The following is a 23,214-nucleotide window of genomic DNA, read 5'->3' as shown; positions in this document are numbered from 1 at the left end:
ATTAAGTTACCCTACATGAACCTACTTACCGTTGAAAATATTTCGAAAGCCTATGGCGAACATGTTCTTTTTGACAACCTATCTTTTGGTATCAACAAAGACCAAAAAATTGCCTTGATCGCTAAAAACGGTACAGGAAAAACATCGATTCTTAATATACTATCGGGTGCAGATACTCCCGATTCCGGTCAGGTAAATTACCGTAAATCTACACGGGTTTCCTTTTTGGCGCAAGAGCCGGTTATGGACCCAAACCTAACTGTAGAAGAAACTATTTTTGCATCTGACAACGAGGTATTACAAGTTATTAAAAACTATGAAAAAGCGCTTTTAAATATTGAAGAGGCAGATGCCTACCAAAAAGCATTTGAAGCAATGGACCGCTTTGAAGCTTGGGATTTTGAAACCCAATATAAGCAGATTCTATATAAGTTAAAGTTAGATGATTTAAATGCCAAGGTGGGCAAACTATCTGGTGGACAAAAGAAGCGTTTGGCATTGGCTAATGCCTTAATAAACAAACCAGACCTTTTAGTCTTAGATGAACCTACCAACCATTTAGATTTAGAAATGATCGAATGGTTAGAAGAGTTCTTTGCGAAAGAAAACATGACCTTGTTTATGGTAACACATGACCGTTATTTTTTGGAACGTGTTTGTAATGAAATCATTGAACTAGAAAACGGAAAACTATATCCATATAAAGGGAATTACAGTTACTATTTAGAAAAGAAAGAAGCACGTATAGAGCAAGAGGCGGTAGAGCAGCATAAAACAGAGCTTCTCTTTAAGAAGGAATTAGATTGGATGCGCAGGCAACCAAAAGCACGTACCACTAAGTCTAAATCTAGAATAGATGATTTTGCCGTTATTAAAGACAAAGCAAGTCAACGTAGAAAAGACCACCAAGTTCAGTTAGAATTGAACATGGAGCGTATGGGAAGCAAAATTCTTGAACTACACAAGATTTCAAAATCTTTTCCGAATAAACCGATTCTTGACAAGTTTGAATATGTATTTCAAAAAGGAGAACGTATTGGTATCATCGGCAAGAACGGTACCGGTAAATCTACCTTCTTAAATATTTTAAGCGGACGCGACCAACCGGACAGCGGTAAAGTAGTTGTGGGAGAAACCATCAAATTTGGGTATTACACTCAAAAAGGTATTGAAATAAAAGAAGGTCAGAAAGTAATCGATGTTATTCGCGAATTTGGAGATTACATTCCGCTAATGAAAGGCAGACAGATTTCTGCACAGCAGTTATTGGAGCGTTTTCTTTTTGACAGAAAAAAACAGTATGATTTTGTTGATAAGCTAAGTGGTGGTGAGCGTAAACGGTTGTACCTATGTACCATATTGATACAGAATCCTAATTTCTTAATATTAGATGAACCTACCAACGATTTAGATATTGTTACATTGAATGTATTGGAAAGCTTCTTAATGGATTTCCAAGGATGTTTAATGGTTGTTTCTCACGACCGTTACTTTATGGATAAGATCGTAGATCACCTATTTGTATTTAGAGGTGATGCGGTTGTTGAAGATTTCCCTGGCAACTACTCTGACTATAGAGCATATGAAGACAGTCAGATTTTAGAAAAGAGAGAGCAAAAAGAAACGCAAACAACTACAAAGACCAATTGGAAAGAACCGGATGCTTCGCCAAAAATCTCATACGCAGAACAGCAAGAGTATAAGAAGTTAGAAAGAGAGATTCAAAAATTGGAAAAATCTAAAGTAGTATTACAAGAAAAATTCACTGATAGCTCTTTAAGTGGCGATGATATCAAGAACCTATCCATTGAGCTTAAAGAAGTTACCGATGCCATAGAAACCAAAACAGAACGTTGGTTTGAGCTTTCTGCATTAATGGAAGGTTAGACTTCAATAATCACTTAATTCCAAATAGATTTTATAACTACATAAACCGTAGGCGAATGATTTTTACCATTCGTCTATAGTTAAATGATGCCCAACGACGAGCGGCAAAATATGTTTGGGCTTGCCTGTACTTTAGCAGTGTAAAACAAATATTATGAAATCAATTATTCTTTTAACCGCTCTTTTCTTCACATGTTTCTTCGCTCAGGCACAAGCTAACAATGAGAACGTTTCTATTGAGATCGAAACTGTACAAGTAGAGATGGTTGAAACAATTGAAAGTAATGATATTGTTGTTCCAACTATTGAAACTGAAAACACTATTGAGATTGCTAGATTATATAAGAACAAAAACAATAGAGTAATCAAAGCTTTAAAATTCTCAACGAAATTGAACAGCGCTAAACTTTCTTAATACAATAATTCAATTTCCTTTTCGCCCCACATCTTACCTACCCCATTTCTTACCATTACCTACTTTTTAAAATACAAACACAAATATCAAGTTCAAGAATCAAGTTCAAGCTCAAGCTCAAGCTCAAGCTCAAGTTCAAATACAAACTCAAACTCAAACTCAAACCCAAGCTTAAGTTCAAAAATCTGGTTCAAGCAAACCGTTTAACCTGGCAGCATACATTACTTTACTAATATCTGCAGCATAAACATATAAGCAGGCAGCATCAATACCTACGGTAACTGAGCGAACAATAATATCTAGAGGACAGTTGACTTCTGATTTTCCATAAAATTAATTAACGATGCCTCTTTACCATTCGTCTATAGTTAAATGATGCCCAACGACAAGCGGCAAAATATGTTTGGACTTGCCTGTACTTTAGCAGTGTAAAACAAATATTATGAAATCAATTATTCTTTTAACCGCTCTTTTCTTCACATGTTTCTTCGCTCAGGCACAAGCTAACAACGAGAATGTTTCTGTAGAGATCGAAACTGTACAAGTTGAGATGGTTGAAACAATTGAAAGTAATGATATCGTTGTTCCAACTATTGAAACTGAAAACACTATTGAGATTGCTAGATTATATAAGAACAAAAACAACAGAGTAATCAAGGCTTTAAAATTCTCAACAAAATTGAACAGCGCTAAACTTTCTTAATACAATAATTCGATTCCCTTTTCGCCCCACATCTTACCTACCCCATTTCTTACCATTACCTACTTTTTAAAATACAAACACAAATATCAAGTTCAAGAATCAAGTTCAAATTCAAATACAAACTCAAAACTCAAACTCAAGCTCAAACTCAAGCTTAAGTTTAAAAATCTGGTTCAAGCAAACCGTTTAACCTGGCAGCATACATTCCCCTTCTAATATCTGCAGCGTAAACACATAAGCAGGCAACACCAATACCTACGGTAACTGAGCGAACTATAACATCTAGAGGGCAGTTGACTTCTGATTTTCCATAAAATTAATTAACGACGCCTCTTTACCATTCGTCTATAGTTAAATGATGCCCAACGACGAGCGGCAAAATATGTTTTGTCTTGCCTGTACTTTAGCAGTGTAAAACAAATATTATGAAATCAATTATTCTTTTAACCGCTCTTTTCTTCACTTGTTTCTTCGCTCAGGCACAATCTAACAATGAGAACGTTTCTGTAGAGATCGAAACTGTACACGTTGAGATGGTTGAAACAATTGAAAGTAATGATATGGTTGTTCCAACTATTGAAACTAAAAATACAATCGAGGTTGCTAGATTATATAAGAACAAAAACAATAGAGTAATCAAAGCTTTAAAATTCTCAACAAAAATGAACAGCGCTAAACTTTCTTAATACAACAGTTCAATTTCCTTTTCGCCCCACATCCTAGCTACCCCATTTCTTACCATTACCTACTTTTTAAAATACAAAGTCAAATTCAAAAATCAAACTCAAGTTCAATGACAATCTTTACTTTTGACAAAATTTGAAAAGGTAACTAGTGTTTCGTTTTATATCCTATATTAAATTTCTTCTTACGTCTAATAATCAGCACGGAATTCATTCGCCATTTGTGTATGAATACATTACCAACTGTCTTTATACGAAAAGAGAATTAAAACTTCCCATTACCTTAAAAGTCCTTATTAAGAGTATAGACTACTTTAATTACAAGTCTATTTTTCTAGTGGGTGATTATAACACATCCGAAGAACTCATTAAACAACATTGTTCTAATATATCTACCGTTGAAAATAATCCAGATATTATTCTTGCAAACATCAATGATTTAAAAAGTATAAATCTAAATACGCTATCTAACGACTGCATGCTTCTTTTAGACGGAATACATAAAAACAAAAAAAATCTAGAAATTTGGAAAAATCTTAAAGCAGAAAATCATATTAAGGTCACAATAGATATGTTTTATTGTGGCGCCGTATTTTTTAGAAGAGAACAAGCAAAGGAACATTTTAAAATACGGATATAAACCAGTAATTTTAGACTAAAGCAAATCTTAATGAGCAGTAATACTATATACATTACCCTTGGTGTCGTTTTCGCTATCTACTTAGCCATACGTATTACCAGTAAAGGAAAATCTAAAGACCGCAAATCAAGAAAGTTTATGGGTGATTATGAACGCAAAGACAAGAAAGAGAACTAATCGTTCAAAATTTTAACTGCAATAATTCTCACTATCATTATTAAATAATCTCAACATTACTTTGCACCATATATAAAATGAAAGTATATACCAAAACAGGAGATGATGGCACTACCGGACTATTTGGTGGCACACGTGTACCAAAGCATCATATGCGAATTGACAGTTATGGTACCGTAGATGAGTTAAATTCTTGGATCGGACTTATTAGAGATCAAGATATTGATCCTATATACCAGCATCAACTCATTGCAATTCAAGAACATTTGTTTACCATTGGAGCTATTTTAGCTACAAATCCAGAAAAGGAAATGCTTAAAAATGGTACGGAGCGTTTAAAAATAACAAAAGTAGGTACTGCTGAAATCAACTTTTTGGAGGACGCTATTGATCAAATGGATTCGCAATTACCGCAAATGACCCATTTTATTCTACCTGGTGGTCATACAACCGTGTCATACTGTCATATTGCCCGTACGGTATGCAGAAGGGCTGAGCGTATTTCAACTTTATTGCACCAAAATGAACCATTTGATAAAAATGTGTTATCTTTTATAAATAGACTTTCAGATTATCTCTTTGTATTGGCACGAAAATTGTCCTATGATTTACAAGCAAATGAAATAAAATGGGTTCCTAAAAAAAAGGACTAATAAATCCGTAATTTATTCGTTATCAATTTATAAATGCAGAAAAATATATTGATAAGCTGAAATTTATTACTATTTATTTTGCTGTTACAATTTAAAAATTACTTTTGCAAAAAATTAAAATTAAACTATTACTATGTATTGGACATTAGAATTAGCATCTTATTTAAGTGATGCACCTTGGCCGGCAAGTAAAGATGAGTTAATAGATTACTCCATCAGAACTGGAGCCCCTCTTGAAGTTGTAGAAAATTTACAATCTATGGAAGAAGAAGGTGGCGAAATATATGAATCTATCGAAGAGATCTGGCCTGACTATCCAACGGAAGAAGACTACCTCTGGAACGAGGACGAATATTAATATTCGATATCATAATAACTACTAAAAAGTCTCCTCGGAGGCTTTTTTTTTATGTAATTTTGACAGGTTCTTAGGTAATTTGGTCGAAAAATCAAGACTGGAATACCTTTTGCTCTTTAACAGCATCGATTACAATTGTCGATTATAAAATATTTTGAAAGCTATTCTAGCTAATATATTAGTCAGAAAAGCTTCAATTCTAATAGATTAAAATATATGAGTTTCATTAATTCCATCCTAAAGGCATTCGTTGGTGATAAATCACAAAAAGATGTAAAGGAATTACAGCCTTTAGTAGACCAGATAAAGTCGTTCGAATCAAAATTAGAAAGTCTTAGTCATGACGAACTTAGACAGAAAACAATAGATTTCAAGAAGGCTATTCAAGAATCTATCAAAGAAAAAACCGATCAGATCAGTGCTTTGGAAGAAGAGGTAAAGAACTCTACAGACATTGATAAAAACGAAGACATTTATACAGAAATAGATAAGTTAAAAGAAGAAGCTTATACGATTTCTGAAGAGACTTTAAATAAGATACTTCCTGAAGCTTTTGCCGTTGTAAAGGAAACTGCCAAGCGTTTCGCCAATAACGAAACCTTAGAGGTGACAGCATCAGAATATGACAGAACTTTGTCAGGTACTAAAGACTATGTTACTCTTGAAGGCACCAATGCAGTTTGGAAAAATTCTTGGGATGCTGCCGGTAAAGAAGTTACTTGGGACATGGTGCATTATGATGTACAGCTTATTGGTGGTATTGCCATGCACCAAGGTAAAATTGCAGAGATGCAAACGGGTGAAGGTAAAACCCTAGTTGCAACATTGCCATTGTACTTAAATGCTTTAAGTGGTAACGGTGCCCATTTGGTAACTGTAAATGATTACTTAGCAAAAAGAGATAGTGCTTGGATGGCACCTATATTTCAATTTCATGGACTTTCTGTAGATTGTATAGATTACCACAGACCAAATTCTGATGGTAGACGTGCAGCTTACAATGCGGATATAACCTACGGTACTAATAATGAATTCGGTTTTGACTACTTAAGGGATAATATGGCGCACACACCAAAAGATTTGGTACAACGCCCACATAATTATGCCATGGTAGATGAGGTCGATTCTGTATTGGTAGATGATGCTCGTACACCATTGATTATATCTGGTCCGGTACCAGAGGGTGACCGCCATGAATTCAATGAACTAAAACCAAAGGTTGACGAGATCGTTAGAAAGCAACGTCAGCATTTAACAGGAGTTTTGGCAGAGGCTAAAAAATTAATTGCGGAAGGTGACACTAAAGAAGGCGGATTCTTATTATTAAGAGTTTACCGTGGTCTACCAAAGAACAAGGCATTAATTAAATTCTTGAGTGAAGAGGGTGTTAAGCAATTGCTTCAAAAAACAGAAAATTATTACATGCAAGACAACAACAGGGAAATGCCGGTTGTTGATGAAGATTTATTGTTTGTAATCGACGAGAAGAACAACCAAATAGAATTGACCGATAAAGGGGTTAATTATATTTCTGGTGAGCAGGATAAAGATTTCTTTGTGATGCCAGATATTGGTGGAGAGATCGCCAAAATTGAAAGTCAAAATCTTGAGATTGAAAAAGAGGCAGAATTAAAAGAAGAGCTTTTTAAAGATTTCACTATTAAGAGTGAACGTATACATACCATGAGCCAGTTGTTAAAGGCTTATACCCTATTTGAAAAGGATACCGAATATGTGGTAATGGATAACAAGGTAATGATCGTTGATGAGCAGACCGGTCGTATTATGGACGGTCGTAGATATTCTGACGGATTACACCAAGCAATAGAAGCCAAAGAAAACGTGAAAATTGAGGCATTAACTCAAACTTTTGCAACGGTTACTTTACAGAACTACTTTAGAATGTACAGTAAGCTTGCCGGTATGACAGGTACCGCGGTTACGGAAGCTGGCGAATTCTGGGAAATCTACAAGTTAGATGTAATGGAAATCCCAACTAACAGACCTATCGCTAGAGAAGATAAAAATGATCTTATCTACAAAACAAAAAGAGAAAAATACAATGCAATTATTGAGGAGGTAACCAAAATTAGTCAATCAGGCAGACCTGTATTGATTGGTACTACCTCTGTAGAAATATCAGAATTACTATCTAAATTATTGAGTGTTCGTAAAGTACCACATAATGTACTGAACGCTAAACTTCATAAGAAAGAGGCAGATGTAGTTGCCGAAGCTGGTAATGCAGGTATTGTAACTATTGCAACCAACATGGCTGGTCGTGGTACAGATATTAAGTTGTCTGATGCGGTTAAGAAAGCAGGCGGATTAGCAATTATAGGTACAGAAAGACATGATTCTCGTCGTGTAGATAGACAGTTAAGAGGTCGTTCTGGACGTCAAGGAGATCCAGGAAGTTCTCAATTCTACGTTTCTCTAGAAGATAACCTAATGCGTTTATTCGGTTCTGACAGGGTTGCTAAGATGATGGATAAAATGGGCTTGGAAGATGGTGAAGTTATTCAGCATAGCATGATGACCAAATCTATTGAACGTGCTCAGAAAAAAGTTGAAGAGAACAACTTTGGTGTACGTAAGCGTTTACTGGAGTATGATGATGTTATGAACGCGCAACGTGAAGTTGTTTACAAAAGAAGGCGTCACGCTTTACAAGGTGAACGTTTAAAGCTAGATATCGCTAATATGGTCTATGATACCTGTGAGGTTATCGTAGAAAGCAATAAGGCCGCTAGTGATTATAAGAATCTAGAATTTGAATTGATCAAGTACTTCTCTATAACGGCACCTGTTGACGAGGCTGAATTTGGAAAACTATCAGCTCAAGAAATTACCGGTAAAATTTATAAAGCTGCATACGAGCATTATAACGATAAGATGGAGCGCAATGCTGCTGCAGCCTTTCCAGTTATTAAAAAGGTACACGAAGATAATGCCAATAACTTTGAGCGTATTGTAGTTCCTTTTACTGACGGAATTAAAAGCTTGAATGTTGTTACCAACCTTCAAGAGGCTTATGATAGTAACGGTAAGCAACTGATTACAGATTTTGAGAAGAACATTTCATTGGCTATTATAGATGATTCTTGGAAAACACATTTACGTAAGATGGATGAGTTGAAGCAATCGGTTCAATTAGCGGTTCACGAACAAAAGGATCCTTTATTGATTTATAAGTTCGAAGCATTTGAACTTTTTAAATCCATGATTGAGAAAGTGAACAAAGATGTTGTTTCTTTCTTATTTAAAGGAGAATTACCTTCTGAAAATGCTAGTGCTATTCAAGAGGAAAGAAATGTTCAACGTAAAGAGAATTTACAGACGACAAAAGAGGAAATTCCTAATAGTGATGAATTAGCGGCACGTAGTAGAGCAGTTAGTCAAAATCAGGCTGAACGTCCTGCGGTTACCGAAACTATTACAAGGGAACAACCAAAAATTGGAAGAAATGAGCGCGTTACCATTAAAAATGTAATGAGTGGCGAGAGTAAAACGGTAAAGTTTAAACAAGCAGAACCACTTTTACAAAATGGATCATGGGTTTTGACTCAAGATTAATATAGACAACATTATAAGTTTTAAAAAAGGCATCCAAATGGATGCCTTTTTTATTTACAGTTTATAACAAGCTATAAATAAACGAAATAGAAATTACTATACAATTAAAACCTTTTTCAAGATTATGTATTGAATTGTACAATTAACAGTTCATTTCATATTTTTAACCATTATTTAGGCAAAAAAAATATGTAATTCAGAAAAGTAATCAATGTTTTTATCATACTTAAGTAGAAAATACTAGTATAATGATAAAAACATAATTAGATTTACATTACGTAATTCGTATGTTTTCTAGTACATAAATAATATCTATGCCCGGATTTACCATTGACAAAGAACGTCTACAGGATAAAACCAAACTATTTTTAAGGGTAAATTATACCACAAGCATCATCTCCATCCTTTTTGGAGCTTTATGCTATTTCTTTTTGAACATAACACAAGTTATACCCTTTGCACTTACTGGCTTTGCTATTTTAAACATTATCAATTTACTTTACTTCAGGTCTCATAAAAAAATAGTCCCAACATTTAATTTCTCATCTATTATAGGTTTAATTACCGCTGTAGTAGTAACCGTATATAGTGGTGGTATTCATAGTCCGTTTATATTCATGATTCCGTTGATTGCCTTTGGTGGGTTTGTAAACAGTACTAAATATGGTAGGGTATATTTTAATATTATAACTATTCTTATTCTATTGGTATTTACGCAGAGCATACCTGAATTAAGCATTACAGAAAATTTAATTCCAAAAGAATCGAGCTCGGTCTTTAGTTTGGTTTCCGTTTTATTCGCTGTATTTATTTTAGGAAACACCTTAGGAAAAACACTTCTAAAAACCTACAATGCCATGTACAGTTCTAAAAAGGCATTGGCAAATCAAGTACACGAAAAAGAAAACCTTTTAAAAGAAGTACATCACAGAGTAAAAAACAATCTACAAACAGTTTCCAGTTTGTTAAGCTTACAATCTAGAAATATAGAAACCGGACCAATGAAAGGTCTTTTAAAAGGCACTCAGAATAGGGTAATTGCCATGGCAATGGTTCATGAAATGTTGTATATGCGTAATGATATTAGCCATATTGAATACAAATCTTACGTGCTAGAATTAGGTGAATATTTAATTCGTTCTATAAAAGGAAATGATAATAATGTTGACTTAAAAATTGATATCCCGGATATAAAATTGGGTATAGATACCGCCATTCCATTAGGACTTTTAATTAATGAAACATTGACGAATGCCTTAAAATATGGCATTGAAAGTGATAACGAAGGTGAAATTAGTATTAAGCTTCAACAGGATACAGAAAAAGAAAACTGTTATATCTTAGAAATTGGTGATAATGGAATCGGCTTCCCTGAAACCATTAACTACAAAACCACTAAATCTTTAGGTTTAAAACTGATTCACAATCTTACCCGCCAATTACGCGGAACAATAGAACGCGATAATTCTAAAAAAGGAACTAACTACATCATCAAGTTCCAAGAAATCAAGCAACAACTATCTCCAGTTGCTTAAAGGAGTATACTATATTCACTACTTATACTTGAAAGGTAGAACTTAGTCCTAAATTTTATTTGATATATAATACCATCACTGATAAAGGATGGTGATTTGTGTTATTTTGGTACGTAAATAAGATAGATATAGTAATTTGTTATCTTATACAGTTGTTGTGCAACATTTGCAATAAATGAAAGTTATAGTATAAATCAATTATTTGTACATTTGAATTGTGGAGAAAGTTGGGGAAATAGAAATCCGAGTAGTGGGTAAATCAGGGCATAAGGACTTAAGCCCAGACAACTACGATATAAAGCAAATTGCAGCTATACTGCAAAATGTAGAGGATTTACTATACCCAAATAATAAAAAGGACAGACCTATCATAACTTATGATATTGAAGAAGGCTCTGTAAGACACAAATTCAAAACTACTATTCAAGCAATAATTGGTTTTAGTGCTATTTTATCACAAGTTCAGGCTAATAATTCAATAGACTTCTTGGAATTAAAAACTGCAAGGGCAATAGAAAACATTCAAAATTTATCGAGACAAAAAAATTATGAATTTCAAATCAAAACTTCCATAAAAGAAGATTATGAATTGACAATAAATCCTTCTACTCGTTTTGTTCAAACGGAAAAAACTTGGGTGGAGGCAGAACTTTATTTTTATGGAATCCTAAGAGATGCCGGAGGAAAGAGTAAAGCTAATATTCATCTCGACACTCAAGATTATGGCTATTTGGCAATAGAAACTGGACAGGAATTTCTAAAAGAAAGAGAAGAGAATCTACTTTATAGAAGATTTGGGGTTAGAGCGCTAGGACTTCAGAATCTGGAAACGGGAGAAGTAGACACAAAGTCATTAAAGCTTTTAGAATTAATAGATTATAATCCAAAATTTGATAAAACATATTTAAATAGTCTAATCGAAAAAGCGAAAAAGAGCTGGAAAAAGATTAATCCTGACGAATGGTTAATAGATATTAGAGGTGGTTATGAAGCATAGTGTTTTACTTGATACTAGTTTCTTTATACGTCTTCTCAATGATGAAGACAAGCTTCACTCAAACGCCGTTGGCTATTATAAATACTTCCTTGAAGAAGAAATCACATTAAAAGTTTCTACTGTAACAATAGCTGAGTATTGTGTTTTAGGTAAATTAGAAGATTTGCCTCTTATGAATATTCAAATATTACCTTTAAACCTTAAAGAAGCTCAAAGAGCTGGTGAATTTGCCAAAATAATATTTACAGAAAACAAAATTAGCTTATCAAGTCTTCACCCTAGAGCTATAATACCAAATGACTCCAAACTATTTGCACAAGCAGATGTAGACAAGACCATAACACATTTTGTTACATCAGATGTTCGCTCGAAAAGCACATTGGCACTTCTCAAAAAAGGGTTAAAACCTAAGTTTGATATTATCAGTATCGATATCCCTTATTCAGAAACTTTTGGTATCCTCGACTTATAAAACGTTGCTCAATCGAGTAGACGGCTCCGCCCCTAATTAGGAACGGAGTGCGCCTCTCACACCACCGTACGTACGGGCATCGTGTACAACGGTTCATTATATCAGAACTTATACTGTACTTGTCTTTCTAAGTATAGGCTATCGGTCAAACCGATTCCTATACGAATCCAGACGAGAGTTAACGTTTAGTACTTCCTTATTCGTGAGACCTCCAGGCTATTGCCCTAGCTTATTGCCTGTAAGTACTATGACCTCAGCTGACTTCTCCATGTAGCTACACGTAACGTTGGAGACCTCTCAAGTTAAGAACATCTTCTTGACCTCAATCCCTGCCGTATCTACACATTTACCCTCTTGATGTCCTTGGAGCGTTACACTGATGCGATACACTGAGCCTGCCGAAGTGTGCTTGTCTACCCAAGTAAATATGCCTCTGTATACGATTCCTGCTTGGTTTACCCTAAGCATAGCCGAAGGTTCAGTGCGGAGTTTTGTAGTCTCTCTTTCTTTAAAAGTAACCTCGTGGTTACCACCCTTGCGACTTACTAATACTTCCAAACGTTACGCCAGCGTATAAGGGACTTGAGCTCTCTAGATAAATTATTAGAATGCTATTAGATATTGATGCCCATACTGAATTCACACAACGTGTATAAAACAATTATGGTTTAGTCTATAGTCAGAGATCCTTGGAATTTTACTATGTTTTATTTTCCTTCGGAAAATCCTAGCATACAAACCCTAAACCATTTCTTTAAAATTTATCTTATTATAAAATAATTTAATAGACGGTAACGTTTATTAAATTATTTATTATACATTCGAATTATTAAACGTTAACGTCTAATTATGCCAAAAATAATAGCAAAAAAACAAGACTGGATTAATTTAGGTTTCAAACTCTTTTCAGAAAAAGGAATTTCAGGGGTTATAATTGAAAAGATGGCTAAAAAACTGAATGTAAACAAGTCCAGCTTCTATTGGCATTTCAAAACTAAAAAAGAGTTTATCCAACAACTAATAGAATTTTGGATAAGCAACGAAACTGAACAGATCATTTATTTAACCAACAACGAAAAATCAGCTGTACAAAAATTTAAAACGTTAATAAAGCTTTCTTATAAAAAAATGCCGCAGCAAGATTTCATTTTTTATTTAAAACGATATGCCGAAAAAGAAAAAAAGACCAAATTTATTATTGAAAAAATTGACTCTCAAAGAATCGAATTTGTGAATAGATTATTACGAGAAATGGGCTATTCAGAGCATGATGCAAATATTAAATCTTCTTTGTTATACAAACATTTAATAGGTTATCACGAAATGATTAGGTATGAAAAACAAAGTACTAATTACCAAATGATAGTTAAACAGGAATTAAACCAATTTATAGAATATTAGTAATAAAAATCGTTCTTCCCCTAATAATTAGTAGCTCCCTATTACCATATGCAAACGCACAAAAAATGAAAGAATATAAAATTAAAATAGACATAAAAGCAACAAAAGAAACAGCTTGGAACGTATTAACTGACTTTGAAAGTTATCCAAAGTGGAATTCTGTTCTAACATTGAACAATAATGACAGTTTAATACTTGGAAGAAAATTTGACGTAACAATTTCACAAACAAATGGTAAACATTCTAATTTTAAGGCAACTGCAATTAGCAAAAAGAATTTTCAATCATTTTCAGCTACTCAAAAAATAATAGGAAAATGGTTCTTTCAAGCAACACATTACTTTATTATTAAAGAAATAGACAAAGAGCATATTACATTCATCCAAAAATGGGAATTACAAGGTGTTATTTCCTCTGTCTTTCGTAAACAAATTTTCAAAGAATTAAAAGTGTTTGATAAAATGAATAACGAGCTTCAACTATTAGTTGAAAAATAAATTTATTTAAAATGTTAAAAATTGGTGGATATATAAACTTTCTAATTGCATTCTCACATATTGTTGGACTTATTTGGGCTGAACAGATGTTTAAAATTACAGGGATTGGAAAAGAAATGATTGAACTTGCTCAAATAAACTCTTCATTTCCATACTTATTAACAATTTTTGTTTCAATTATGTTTACCATATTTGGACTATATGGACTTTCAGCAGATGACAAGTTTAAAAAACTACCCTTTTCAAATTTAGGTGTATTCTTAATTGCCGGAATTTATATTTTTCGTGGAGTTGGAGAATTAATCTTTGATATGTGGAGACATGAAGTCTGCACTATTTCAAAAACAGTATATTCTTTAATTTCAATAGCTATAGGAGTTTTATTTCTATGTGGTGGACTAAAAAAATGGAAACCGACAAAAGGAATAACGAACGCACAATCGAATAGACGGTCTTGAATTATAAATCCCACCATCCACCTCTAACACCTACGGACGCACGGTGGTTTGCAATTCATAAAACCAAAGCTCTTCTACCTTGGCACTATCTTCTCATCTAGGCATTGGCTACAACTAAATTTTTGGTAATCTTTGGGTATTACAATAATGCGCTTGCTTAACCATGTAAATATGCCTCTATATAGGGTACATTCTGAGCATAGCCGAAGGGTCAGTACTGAGTTTTGTAGTCTCGCTTATTTCAGATGTAACCTCGCGGTTACCACCCTTGCGACTTACTAATACTTCCAAACTTTACGCCAGCGCATAAGGGACTTGAGCCTCTAGATAAACCCTTATATTACTATTAGATAAAGATGCCCATACTAGGCACACACAATATGTATATTTCATAGCTAGTTATAACCTACTTACGAATGTCCTCACAGACTTTCCAACTGTGATTTATTTGTCAAATTCAGTACTGAAACAAGCAACGAAACCCTGCACTACACCGTTCACATACATCCAAAAGAACCATAAGAATTAAGATTAATATCCCTCCTATATTTATAATATAAAGAACTGTTGATTTTAGTTGTGATTATTATAGAAGTCTAAGAATTAAATTGATATAGTTACTTAAATTATAGTTTTTTAATATTTCTGCTTATACTCTCAATTTCCTAAGATATAACCTTAAAACGTATCTAATTAATTAAAAGTTTGGTTTACAGTCACCCATAATTTCTGAGGCTTTAGTTATATTTAAGGTAACTAACTCAAACAACCTCTTTATGTTCCACAAATTACTACTTGCAACCGCAATGACTTTCACTGTATTGCTTTCCGTCAACGCCCAATCCTTAGAAGGCGATGGTCCACATTCCCAATTGATCATTAGAGGCGTTATGCTTATTAACGGCAACGGTGCACCACCACAAGGTCCTATAGACATAGTGGTAGAAAACAATATTATTAAAGACGTAAAAGTAGTTGGCTACCCGGGTGTCGCCATTGATGATGCCAAAAGACCGCAATTAAAAACAGGCGGTAAGGAACTTGATTGTACCGGCATGTATTTAATGCCCGGTTTTATTGATATGCACACACATATTGGCGGTGATGCCCAAGGTGCAGACCCTGATTATGTATTTAAACTTTGGATGGCTCATGGTGTAACTACCGCGCGTGAAGTTGCCGGTAGAGGTATTGATGTCACCCTTGACTTAAAACGCAAAAGCGAAAAAAATGAAATTATAGCTCCGCGTATTATATCCTACACAGCCTTTGGGCAAACGAGTAAATCTTTTAATCCGTTAAATGATATTCCCATATCTACCCCTGATCAAGCAAGAGAATGGGTACGTGCCAATGCTAAAAAAGGTGCTGATGGCATCAAGTTTTTTGGAGCAGAACCGGCAATTATGGCAGCGGCACTGGACGAGAACAAAAAATTAGGACTAGGCTCTGCTTGCCACCATGCGCAAATGAGTGTTGCCCGTTGGAATGTTTTACATTCGGCCAGAGCGGGGTTAACCTCTATGGAGCATTGGTACGGACTGCCAGAAGCTTTGTTCGACGATAGAACAGTACAAGATTTCCCGTTGGACTATAATTACCAAAACGAACAAGATCGCTTTGAAAATGCAGGTAAATTATGGGAACAAGCTGCAGAACCTTATTCTGAACATTGGAACAATGTAATGAACGAACTATTGGAACTTGATTTCACCTTGGACCCAACTTTCAACATCTATGAGGCCAGTAGAGATTTGCAACGAGCTAGACGAGCTGAATGGCATGAAGATTATACATTACCATCTTTATGGGAGTTTTATCAGCCTAGCAAAGTATCTCATGGATCGTACTGGCATGATTGGGGAACGGAACAAGAAGTTGGGTGGAGAAAAAATTATAAACTTTGGATGACCTTTATCAATGAATATAAAAATAGAGGTGGTAGAGTAACCACGGGATCAGATTCCGGATTCATTTTTCAATTATACGGATTTGCCTATATAAGAGAACTAGAATTAATGCGAGAAGCTGGGTTTCATCCTTTAGAAATTATACAATCTGCAACATTGAAAGGTGCAGAGGCATTAGGAATGGATGACAAATTAGGTTCGGTAACCATAGGCAAATTGGCAGACTTTGTCATTGTTGAGGAAAATCCGCTACAAAATTTCAAAGTATTATATGGTACGGGAGCTATAAAACTTACCGAGGACAATGAGGTGGTTCGGGTTGGTGGTGTAAAATACACCGTAAAGGACGGAATCATTTATGATTCCAAAGCGCTACTGGCAGATGTAAAGCGCCAAGTAGATGAAGCTAAAGCTAAAAGTAACTATACTATTAAGCAGCCTGGCGTTAAAAATTAAAATTTACGCTTGTTTACAGGTACTTTAATTGGACGTACTTTTTTTTCGTTTTTTGAAGTAAAAGCAATAGTTGCAATAACAATAAGTGCTGGTATTAAAATTGAAAGTATCATCATAATTTAAAATTTATAAGGTGCTTCATTGCACCTTTTAATATATGGCAAAGATTATGCCAACTTACCGTATGATTTCTTTGTAGCGAACGCTAATTCTTTGTTAATTCTAGCATTTGCGTATCTGTATAAACGCGCTACTGACGTTTCATCAGTGATTTCAAACGATTTTTCGTTGCCAGTATTGTCAGAGCTATCAGCCAAAACAACACCCACTTCAGTAGTGTTAATTTTATCATCTGTCAGGGGAGTTTGTGCCAATGCTAATGCTCCGGCGAAAATAACTATCAGTAAGGTAAATAATGCTTTCATATTGTAATATTGAACAATATAAAAGTAGTTTCAGGTCAAGGATAATACCTCTTCCCCTCGCTAAACTGCTATAATTTTCGGCTAGCGTAAAAATCTGTGACGAATCGACAAAAAGTGTCGACGAATGGTTTTTGGTCTAAAAACAACACACCGATTTGAAGTGTATTTAATCGATATTTTTGAGTACATGAAATTTACGACACCCCTATAATTGGGCTCTAAAAGCAACTATAGAAGTGGAAAACAGAATTCATTATAATGAAGTAAATATTTCTATTTTTTGTTTCTACCACGTTTACCGTAGTTCTTATCTCCACGGGTCTTTGGTTTGGTGTATTTCCTTTTAATAATACGTTTATAAGAACCACCTTGATTTTCTTTCTTATTCTTATCGGATTTTTCATGAAAACTTGCTCCACGTTCCTCTTCATTTATATTAAGCGGGTTTTCACGCTCTCTATGCTTTGGCTGCTCATCAAAAGTAAGTTGAGTGGCAATTTCAACTCCATCAGGCAAAGGTTGTAGATTTACCTTATGCGACATCAACTCTTCTATAGCGTCTTTTGCTTCTTCTTCTTTTGGTGTATACATTAAAATTGAAGTACCTTCTTTCTCTGCCCTACCCGTTCTACCAATTCGGTGCATGTAGTTTTCTGGATATGTTGGCGTATCAAAATTAATTACGTGAGATATCTCTTGTAAATCCAATCCACGTGCCATAACATCTGTAGTTACCAAAATACGGTTCTTACCCTCGTCAAACTGATTTATGGAACGTAGTCTATAATTCTGTGTTTTGTTGGAGTGTATAATACAGATTTCTTCACTGAAAAATTCTGCCAATTCTTTAAATAGTAAATCGGCACTTCGCTTACTTGAAACAAATACCAAAACCTTATGGTAGGTTTCTTCATCTTGTAACAAGTTGACCAACAAATTTACTTTTGTATAAAAGTTAGGTGTAGCGTAGCCATATTGGGTAATATTCTCTAAAGGAGTTCCACTAACGGCAATAGCAATTTTTTGAACTCCGGTAAAGAAATCCGTAATGAACAATTCAATATCGTCGGTCATCGTAGCAGAAAACATAATATTCTGTCTCTTCTGTGGTAATAGTTCGAAAATATTTACGAGCTGAAACCTAAAGCCTAGATCAAGCATGACATCGACCTCATCAATTACAAGCTTCTTCACTTGTTTTAATTGAACTGCTTTGGTAAGAATTAAATCATACAATCTTGCAGGTGTTGCTACGAGAACATCCGTACCCAATGCCAGAGCCTCTTTTTGACGCAACATACTCTTACCACCAAATACACCAAGAATGCGAATACCTGCGTATTTAGCCAACTTCTCCGCCTCTTCCACTACTTGTATCACAAGCTCTCGTGTAGGTACTAGAATAATAACCTTGGGGTGAATATCTTTAGAAAACTTCAGTGTATTTAAAATAGGAAGCAAATAAGCAAAAGTTTTACCCGTACCTGTCTGTGCAATACCTACTACATCACTACCACTCATTACTATAGGAAAAGCTTTTTCTTGAATGGGAGTAGTATTTTCAAAACCTAAATCATCAAGAGCTTTTTCTAAGTTTCTAGATATTTTTAAATCGGTAAACAACGGCATAACAATCACTTTTGTATTTCAAGTGCAAAGCTATGCTGATTAGTTGACAAATCACGTATAGTGAGAGATTTATCGGTAATTAAGTCAAAAGTAACTATGAAAGCTGAAAATATTAAAGGAGTTTAAAGTTAGACTTTTAAAATACGTCTACTTTTTCCTGTGGATAAATAAAGAACCGAACCTAAAATGGGTAGAAATAGTACAATTAACAACCATGTGATTTTACCGTCATTCTTAAATTCATGGCGCGCAATATCAACTAAACAATATACCCAAACGAACAGCGCTGCAATTAAAAAAGTTTGCCAAAAACCTAATGTAAATGAAAAATCTGCTGGTATATTCATAATTGCCTGATTTATAAAAATTACGTATTTCTTAAAGTTATAAAAATTAACAACATAGAAAATAGTATATTTCAAATAGAACAACATAATCTTTCTTACATGAAAATACACACATATTTATTCGTATTTATGTCTTTTATTTTTTTTAATGAATTAGCCGCCCAAGCAACTAATGGGACATATGACGAAGCTATCAATAGCGCCTTAGAAAAAGAGTATCCTGAATACCACGCCGCCCTTTTAACCATATTAGATGATTTTGAAAAGGAATTGATTTCCAAAAACATAATTACCGATGGTACTTATAAAAACTATGTCAGCTTATTAAACGAAATAAGTAATGATAGTACTTATAAAATAGTAAGTGATTTTGCTTTGGGAGATTCTTTAAAGATAAATGCTAAGCGCTATAAGTATAAACTCGCCAAAACTATGAAAACGGTGCCATTAATACAGTATGGAAATAAAGCTCAGCCGAAAAGCATATTATTTAATCAACGAGCATCTGAAATTACTAAAGAAAAAGGAAAATTTAACCGTTCAGATTATGCATCACTATTATTAGAGGTCTATGATGAAGAAGACTTTCAACTACCAACAATACGAACACAACTGTATAGATTTCTAGACCCGAATACAGAACACACTTACTATACCTATATTGCCCAACCTACTTCAACCAATAACTAATCGAATATTTAAAGGTTAAAACATTCCCATATTACCCTTCTTTTCGCAACACCTGCAGTGGCGGACTATTTAATACTCCTCTACTATTCATTAAACCGATTGCCAAGACTAGAAATGTAATACCCGGTAATACCACCAAAAATGGCACCCAAGATGGAACAAACGGAGTATCAAAAACAAAATAAGCCAATAGGAAACTACTTAATAAAGAAAGTACTACTCCTACTCCAGTACCTAAAACACCTAAAAACAAATATTCAAGAGCATTAATTTTTAAGATCTGTTTACTCTGAGCACCAAGTGTTCTTAGTAAAACACTTTCACGAATTCGTTGGTATTTACTGTTACGAACAGATCCTATCAATACAATGATACCTGTAAGAATACTAAAGAATGCCATAAAAGATATGACCCATGAAATTTTATCTAAAATATCTTCGACCAAAGTTACTACCTGTCTTAAATCTATGATAGAAACATTAGGGAATTTCTTTACCAATTCTCGCTGTAAACCTGCTGATGATTTTTTATCTGGGGCATTGGTAGTTACCACATGAAACTGTGGCGCATTCTCTAAAACTCCCTTTGGAGAAACTATAGAAAAATTGAGTTGCATACGTGCCCAATCTACTTGGCGAATATTACCTACAACAGTAGTCATAAGTTTCCCTTGCACATTAAACACCAGGGTGTCACCAATAGTGACTAAAGCATCATTTGCCACATTATCTGCCAATGAAATAGGAATTACCTTTGCATTAGAATCCACAGAAGGTATCCACTCCCCTTCCAATAATTTCTCAGAACCAATCATAGAATCCCTATAGGTAGTTCTAAACTCATGGTTCAAAATCCATTTGTTCATTCGGGTGGTGGTATCTAATCGTATATCATTTACATTCCTATCTTTGATACGTTCAATTCGCATGGTAACAATAGGAATATTATCTATAACCGGTAATCCCCTTGGCGTAATGGTATTCGCTACGGCATCACGCTGATCAGTTTGTACATCGAACAAAATTAAATTCGGACTTTCGGCGCTTGCTTCAAAAGAGGTTTTGGCAAGAAGAAAATCTTTCGTAAAGTATAAAGTACTAATTAAAAATGTTCCAATACCAATGGCTAAAATCAACACTACGGTCTGATTATTTGGCCGGTATAAATTCAACAAACTTTGTCTTGCGGCAAAACTCCAAGATTTAGGAAAATAGCGTTTTATCAATCGCATAAATAAAATCGACACTCCCGCCAAAATTGAAAATGTCACCAATATACCCGCAACAAAACTCAATGCAAACACCCATCTACCCAATAACCAAAAGGCGAATAAAAATATAAAAAGTACAACAGCAACGATTACCCAAATCTGATAAGGTCTAGCTTTCTTACCAGTATCTTCTTGCACACGTAACACTTGTAATGGAGATACAAACCAAGTATGTATTAATGGAGATAAAGCAAATAATACGGACATACAAACACCAAGTAACAACCCAACGAATATGGCTTGAAATGAGGTAGATATCTCAACTTGAAAAGGTAAAAACTCTTGTAATATAAGTGGAAAGGTCTGTTGCAACAACAATCCTATAATAGTACCTATGAGTCCGCCCAACAATCCCATACCTGCAATTTGAATCAGGTATATTAAAAAGGTTTGTTTTCTTGTAGCACCCAAACATTTTAGCACTGCTACCGCTTTTAATTTCTCTTTTATATAGATATGTACAGAACTGGCAATACCAACGCACCCTAAGAGGAGTGCTATAAATGCCACTAGATTTAGAAAACGACCTACATTATCATACCTACGACCCAAGCGCTCGCTTGTATCTGTATGGGTATCCATATCCGCATTTTCAGCATCTAGTAATGGATCAACATCTTTACTTAAAGCCTCTAAATCTGCTTTATCATTGTTAAAGTAATAGTTATACTTTAAACGACTACCACGTTGTAAGAGTCCGCTTTTTTCCATAAAACGAAAAGGGACTATAATGGGTGGCGCGGCAGTGGCACCAATGCCTGTACTTCCTGGAGCGGTAATTAATGAGCCAACAATAGGGAAAGTAACATTACCAAGTTTTACACTATCGCCAGGTTTTAAATTGTATTGCAACATTGCAGTAGCATCAACAAGCGCCCCACCTTTTTCCAAATATTCTTGTGCAGCCGTGAGCGGTTCTGTTTCTAAAGCTCCATAAAAAGGAAAAGCGCCCTCAATGGCACGCACCTGAACCAATTTTGTTGTCAGACTTTTAGGGAAAGCCGCCATGGAAGCAAAATTGACCTCTCGTGCATTATATCCACCTAAAGAATCCATCAATTCCGTTACTCTTGCATTTGCCGGCTGATTGCTATCGATGAGAAAATCCGCACCCATAAGTGCTTTAGACTGTAGACCTATATTATCTTTTAGGTTATCACTAAAAGATTGAATTGACACCACCGCGGCAATACCAAGAATTATGGAAGCCATGAATAACAGCAAACGTTTACCGCTAGCCTTTCCATCGCGCCAAGCCATTTTCAATAACCAATTAAATGGTGCTTTTGATGTTCTTTGTGTCGTACTCAAGATAATGCCGTGGTTTCGTTGATTACTATTTTACCACCTTTAAGTCGCAATACATGTTTGTTCAAATTGGCCAATTCTAGATCATGGGTAACAATTACCAAGGTAGTTCCCATTTCTTTATTTAGGTCAAATAGTAATTTTATGACTTTTTCGCCAGTTTCCTCATCTAAATTACCCGTAGGTTCATCAGCAAAAAGTATAGAAGGTTTGTTTGAAAATGCCCTTGCCAAAGCAACCCGCTGTTGTTCACCACCAGATAATTGAGATGGATAATGATCATGACGATTACCCAAACCAACTTTGTTTAAAAGTTCTATTGCATCTTTAGAAGCATTGGCAGCTCCTTGTAATTCTAAAGGAACACTAACATTTTCTAAAGCCGTTAAAGTGGGTAGCAATTGAAAGTCTTGAAAAATGAATCCTACCTTTTCATTTCTTAAGAGTGCACGTTGATCTTCATTTAAAGCACTTAAATCTTCCCCACAAAGTTCTATGGTTCCTTCGTTTATTTCATCTAATCCGGCGCATAGTCCTAAAAGAGTGGTTTTTCCACTACCAGACGGACCAACTATTGCAAAAGTGTCACCTTCTTCTATTGAAAAAGAAATATCATCAATAACTGTCAAATTCTTAGATCCGCTGGTATACGTTTTCTTTAGATTACGTACGTTTAATATCTTTGTCATAAATCATTTTGGTACAAGACAACAAAATAAACAAATGA

At 34.7% G+C, this 23,214-nt stretch carries 23 protein-coding genes; 17 read left to right on the top strand and 6 right to left on the bottom strand.

Annotation, left to right across the window (positions count from 1 at the left end; translation table 11 throughout):
- Positions 1 to 15: 15 nt before the first annotated feature.
- From P177_RS06285 to P177_RS06235, 12 genes are all read left to right on the top strand, one after another.
- Positions 16 to 1,887: an ABC-F family ATP-binding cassette domain-containing protein gene (locus tag P177_RS06285; RefSeq protein ID WP_036153044.1), complete on the top strand. Its 1,872-nt coding sequence runs from the start codon at positions 16 to 18 to the stop codon at positions 1,885 to 1,887.
- 154 nt (positions 1,888 to 2,041) lie between these two features.
- Positions 2,042 to 2,302, top strand: a complete 261-nt coding sequence (locus P177_RS06280; protein ID WP_036153042.1) for a hypothetical protein — start codon at positions 2,042 to 2,044, stop codon at positions 2,300 to 2,302.
- Between the two features lie 442 nt (positions 2,303 to 2,744).
- The gene (locus P177_RS06275) at positions 2,745 to 3,005 is read left to right on the top strand and encodes a hypothetical protein (protein WP_036153040.1); all 261 of its coding nucleotides are present in this window, start codon (positions 2,745 to 2,747) and stop codon (positions 3,003 to 3,005) included.
- Between the two features lie 425 nt (positions 3,006 to 3,430).
- Positions 3,431 to 3,691: a hypothetical protein gene (locus P177_RS06270; protein ID WP_036153038.1), complete on the top strand. Its 261-nt coding sequence runs from the start codon at positions 3,431 to 3,433 to the stop codon at positions 3,689 to 3,691.
- 148 nt (positions 3,692 to 3,839) lie between these two features.
- Positions 3,840 to 4,328, top strand: coding sequence for a hypothetical protein (locus P177_RS06265; RefSeq protein ID WP_036153036.1), 489 nt, complete (start codon positions 3,840 to 3,842; stop codon positions 4,326 to 4,328).
- Positions 4,329 to 4,358: 30 nt separating this feature from the next.
- Positions 4,359 to 4,505, top strand: coding sequence for a hypothetical protein (locus P177_RS20185; RefSeq protein WP_167333096.1), 147 nt, complete (start codon positions 4,359 to 4,361; stop codon positions 4,503 to 4,505).
- 77 nt (positions 4,506 to 4,582) lie between these two features.
- Positions 4,583 to 5,158: a cob(I)yrinic acid a,c-diamide adenosyltransferase gene (locus tag P177_RS06260; protein ID WP_036153034.1), complete on the top strand. Its 576-nt coding sequence runs from the start codon at positions 4,583 to 4,585 to the stop codon at positions 5,156 to 5,158.
- 133 nt (positions 5,159 to 5,291) lie between these two features.
- Positions 5,292 to 5,516 (top strand): DUF2795 domain-containing protein, encoded by a 225-nt coding sequence (locus P177_RS06255; RefSeq protein WP_027064442.1) that lies wholly within the window; start codon positions 5,292 to 5,294, stop codon positions 5,514 to 5,516.
- A 216-nt stretch (positions 5,517 to 5,732) separates the two neighbouring features.
- Entirely contained in the window at positions 5,733 to 9,092 is a 3,360-nt protein-coding gene (gene secA / locus P177_RS06250; RefSeq protein WP_036153032.1) for a preprotein translocase subunit SecA, read from the top strand.
- Between the two features lie 314 nt (positions 9,093 to 9,406).
- The gene (locus P177_RS06245) at positions 9,407 to 10,627 is read left to right on the top strand and encodes a sensor histidine kinase (protein ID WP_036153030.1); all 1,221 of its coding nucleotides are present in this window, start codon (positions 9,407 to 9,409) and stop codon (positions 10,625 to 10,627) included.
- A 217-nt stretch (positions 10,628 to 10,844) separates the two neighbouring features.
- Positions 10,845 to 11,624, top strand: coding sequence for a hypothetical protein (locus P177_RS06240; protein ID WP_036153027.1), 780 nt, complete (start codon positions 10,845 to 10,847; stop codon positions 11,622 to 11,624).
- A complete protein-coding gene (locus tag P177_RS06235) occupies positions 11,614 to 12,096 on the top strand; it encodes a PIN domain-containing protein (protein ID WP_036153024.1) in 483 nt (160 codons plus the stop codon). Before P177_RS06240 ends, P177_RS06235 begins: the two co-directional genes overlap by 11 nt.
- Positions 12,097 to 12,393: 297 nt before the next feature.
- Here P177_RS06235 and P177_RS06230 read toward each other — a convergent pair whose 3' ends face one another.
- On the bottom strand, positions 12,394 to 12,564 hold the full coding sequence (locus P177_RS06230; RefSeq protein ID WP_157486478.1) for a hypothetical protein: 171 nt from the start codon (positions 12,562 to 12,564) through the stop codon (positions 12,394 to 12,396).
- 381 nt (positions 12,565 to 12,945) lie between these two features.
- Between P177_RS06230 and P177_RS06225 the strand changes: the two genes are divergently transcribed.
- The 4 genes from P177_RS06225 to P177_RS06210 all read left to right on the top strand — a co-directional run bounded on the left by P177_RS06225 (position 12,946) and on the right by P177_RS06210 (position 16,818).
- Positions 12,946 to 13,497 carry a TetR/AcrR family transcriptional regulator gene (locus P177_RS06225; RefSeq protein ID WP_036153019.1) on the top strand — a complete coding sequence of 184 codons (552 nt, stop codon included), beginning with the start codon at positions 12,946 to 12,948 and terminating at the stop codon, positions 13,495 to 13,497.
- Positions 13,498 to 13,562: 65 nt separating this feature from the next.
- Complete coding sequence (locus tag P177_RS06220) at positions 13,563 to 13,994, top strand: SRPBCC domain-containing protein (RefSeq protein ID WP_036153016.1); 432 nt, start codon at positions 13,563 to 13,565, stop codon at positions 13,992 to 13,994.
- An 11-nt stretch (positions 13,995 to 14,005) separates the two neighbouring features.
- A complete protein-coding gene (locus P177_RS06215) occupies positions 14,006 to 14,452 on the top strand; it encodes a hypothetical protein (protein ID WP_051941736.1) in 447 nt (148 codons plus the stop codon).
- A gap of 806 nt (positions 14,453 to 15,258) precedes the next feature.
- Positions 15,259 to 16,818 carry an amidohydrolase family protein gene (locus P177_RS06210; RefSeq protein ID WP_036157919.1) on the top strand — a complete coding sequence of 520 codons (1,560 nt, stop codon included), beginning with the start codon at positions 15,259 to 15,261 and terminating at the stop codon, positions 16,816 to 16,818.
- Between the two features lie 167 nt (positions 16,819 to 16,985).
- On the opposite strand, the gene P177_RS06205 is transcribed toward P177_RS06210, so the two are convergent.
- From P177_RS06205 to P177_RS06195, 3 genes are all read right to left on the bottom strand, one after another.
- Complete coding sequence (locus tag P177_RS06205) at positions 16,986 to 17,243, bottom strand: hypothetical protein (protein ID WP_036153013.1); 258 nt, start codon at positions 17,241 to 17,243, stop codon at positions 16,986 to 16,988.
- A gap of 273 nt (positions 17,244 to 17,516) precedes the next feature.
- Positions 17,517 to 18,872 (bottom strand): DEAD/DEAH box helicase, encoded by a 1,356-nt coding sequence (locus P177_RS06200; protein WP_036153009.1) that lies wholly within the window; start codon positions 18,870 to 18,872, stop codon positions 17,517 to 17,519.
- Positions 18,873 to 19,000: 128 nt separating this feature from the next.
- Positions 19,001 to 19,219: a PLDc N-terminal domain-containing protein gene (locus P177_RS06195; protein ID WP_036157916.1), complete on the bottom strand. Its 219-nt coding sequence runs from the start codon at positions 19,217 to 19,219 to the stop codon at positions 19,001 to 19,003.
- 99 nt (positions 19,220 to 19,318) lie between these two features.
- Here P177_RS06195 and P177_RS06190 point away from each other — a divergent pair, with 99 nt between their 5' ends.
- Entirely contained in the window at positions 19,319 to 19,909 is a 591-nt protein-coding gene (locus tag P177_RS06190) for a hypothetical protein (RefSeq protein ID WP_157486477.1), read from the top strand.
- Between the two features lie 31 nt (positions 19,910 to 19,940).
- On the opposite strand, the gene P177_RS06185 is transcribed toward P177_RS06190, so the two are convergent.
- Positions 19,941 to 22,439 carry an ABC transporter permease gene (locus P177_RS06185; RefSeq protein WP_036153003.1) on the bottom strand — a complete coding sequence of 833 codons (2,499 nt, stop codon included), beginning with the start codon at positions 22,437 to 22,439 and terminating at the stop codon, positions 19,941 to 19,943.
- A gap of 47 nt (positions 22,440 to 22,486) precedes the next feature.
- Positions 22,487 to 23,176 (bottom strand): ABC transporter ATP-binding protein, encoded by a 690-nt coding sequence (locus P177_RS06180; RefSeq protein WP_036153001.1) that lies wholly within the window; start codon positions 23,174 to 23,176, stop codon positions 22,487 to 22,489.
- Between the last annotated feature and the right edge of the window lie 38 nt (positions 23,177 to 23,214).

The organism is Maribacter forsetii DSM 18668 (assembly GCF_000744105.1).
Taxonomy (GTDB): domain Bacteria; phylum Bacteroidota; class Bacteroidia; order Flavobacteriales; family Flavobacteriaceae; genus Maribacter; species Maribacter forsetii.
This window is presented reverse-complemented; position numbering and strand designations above follow the sequence as displayed.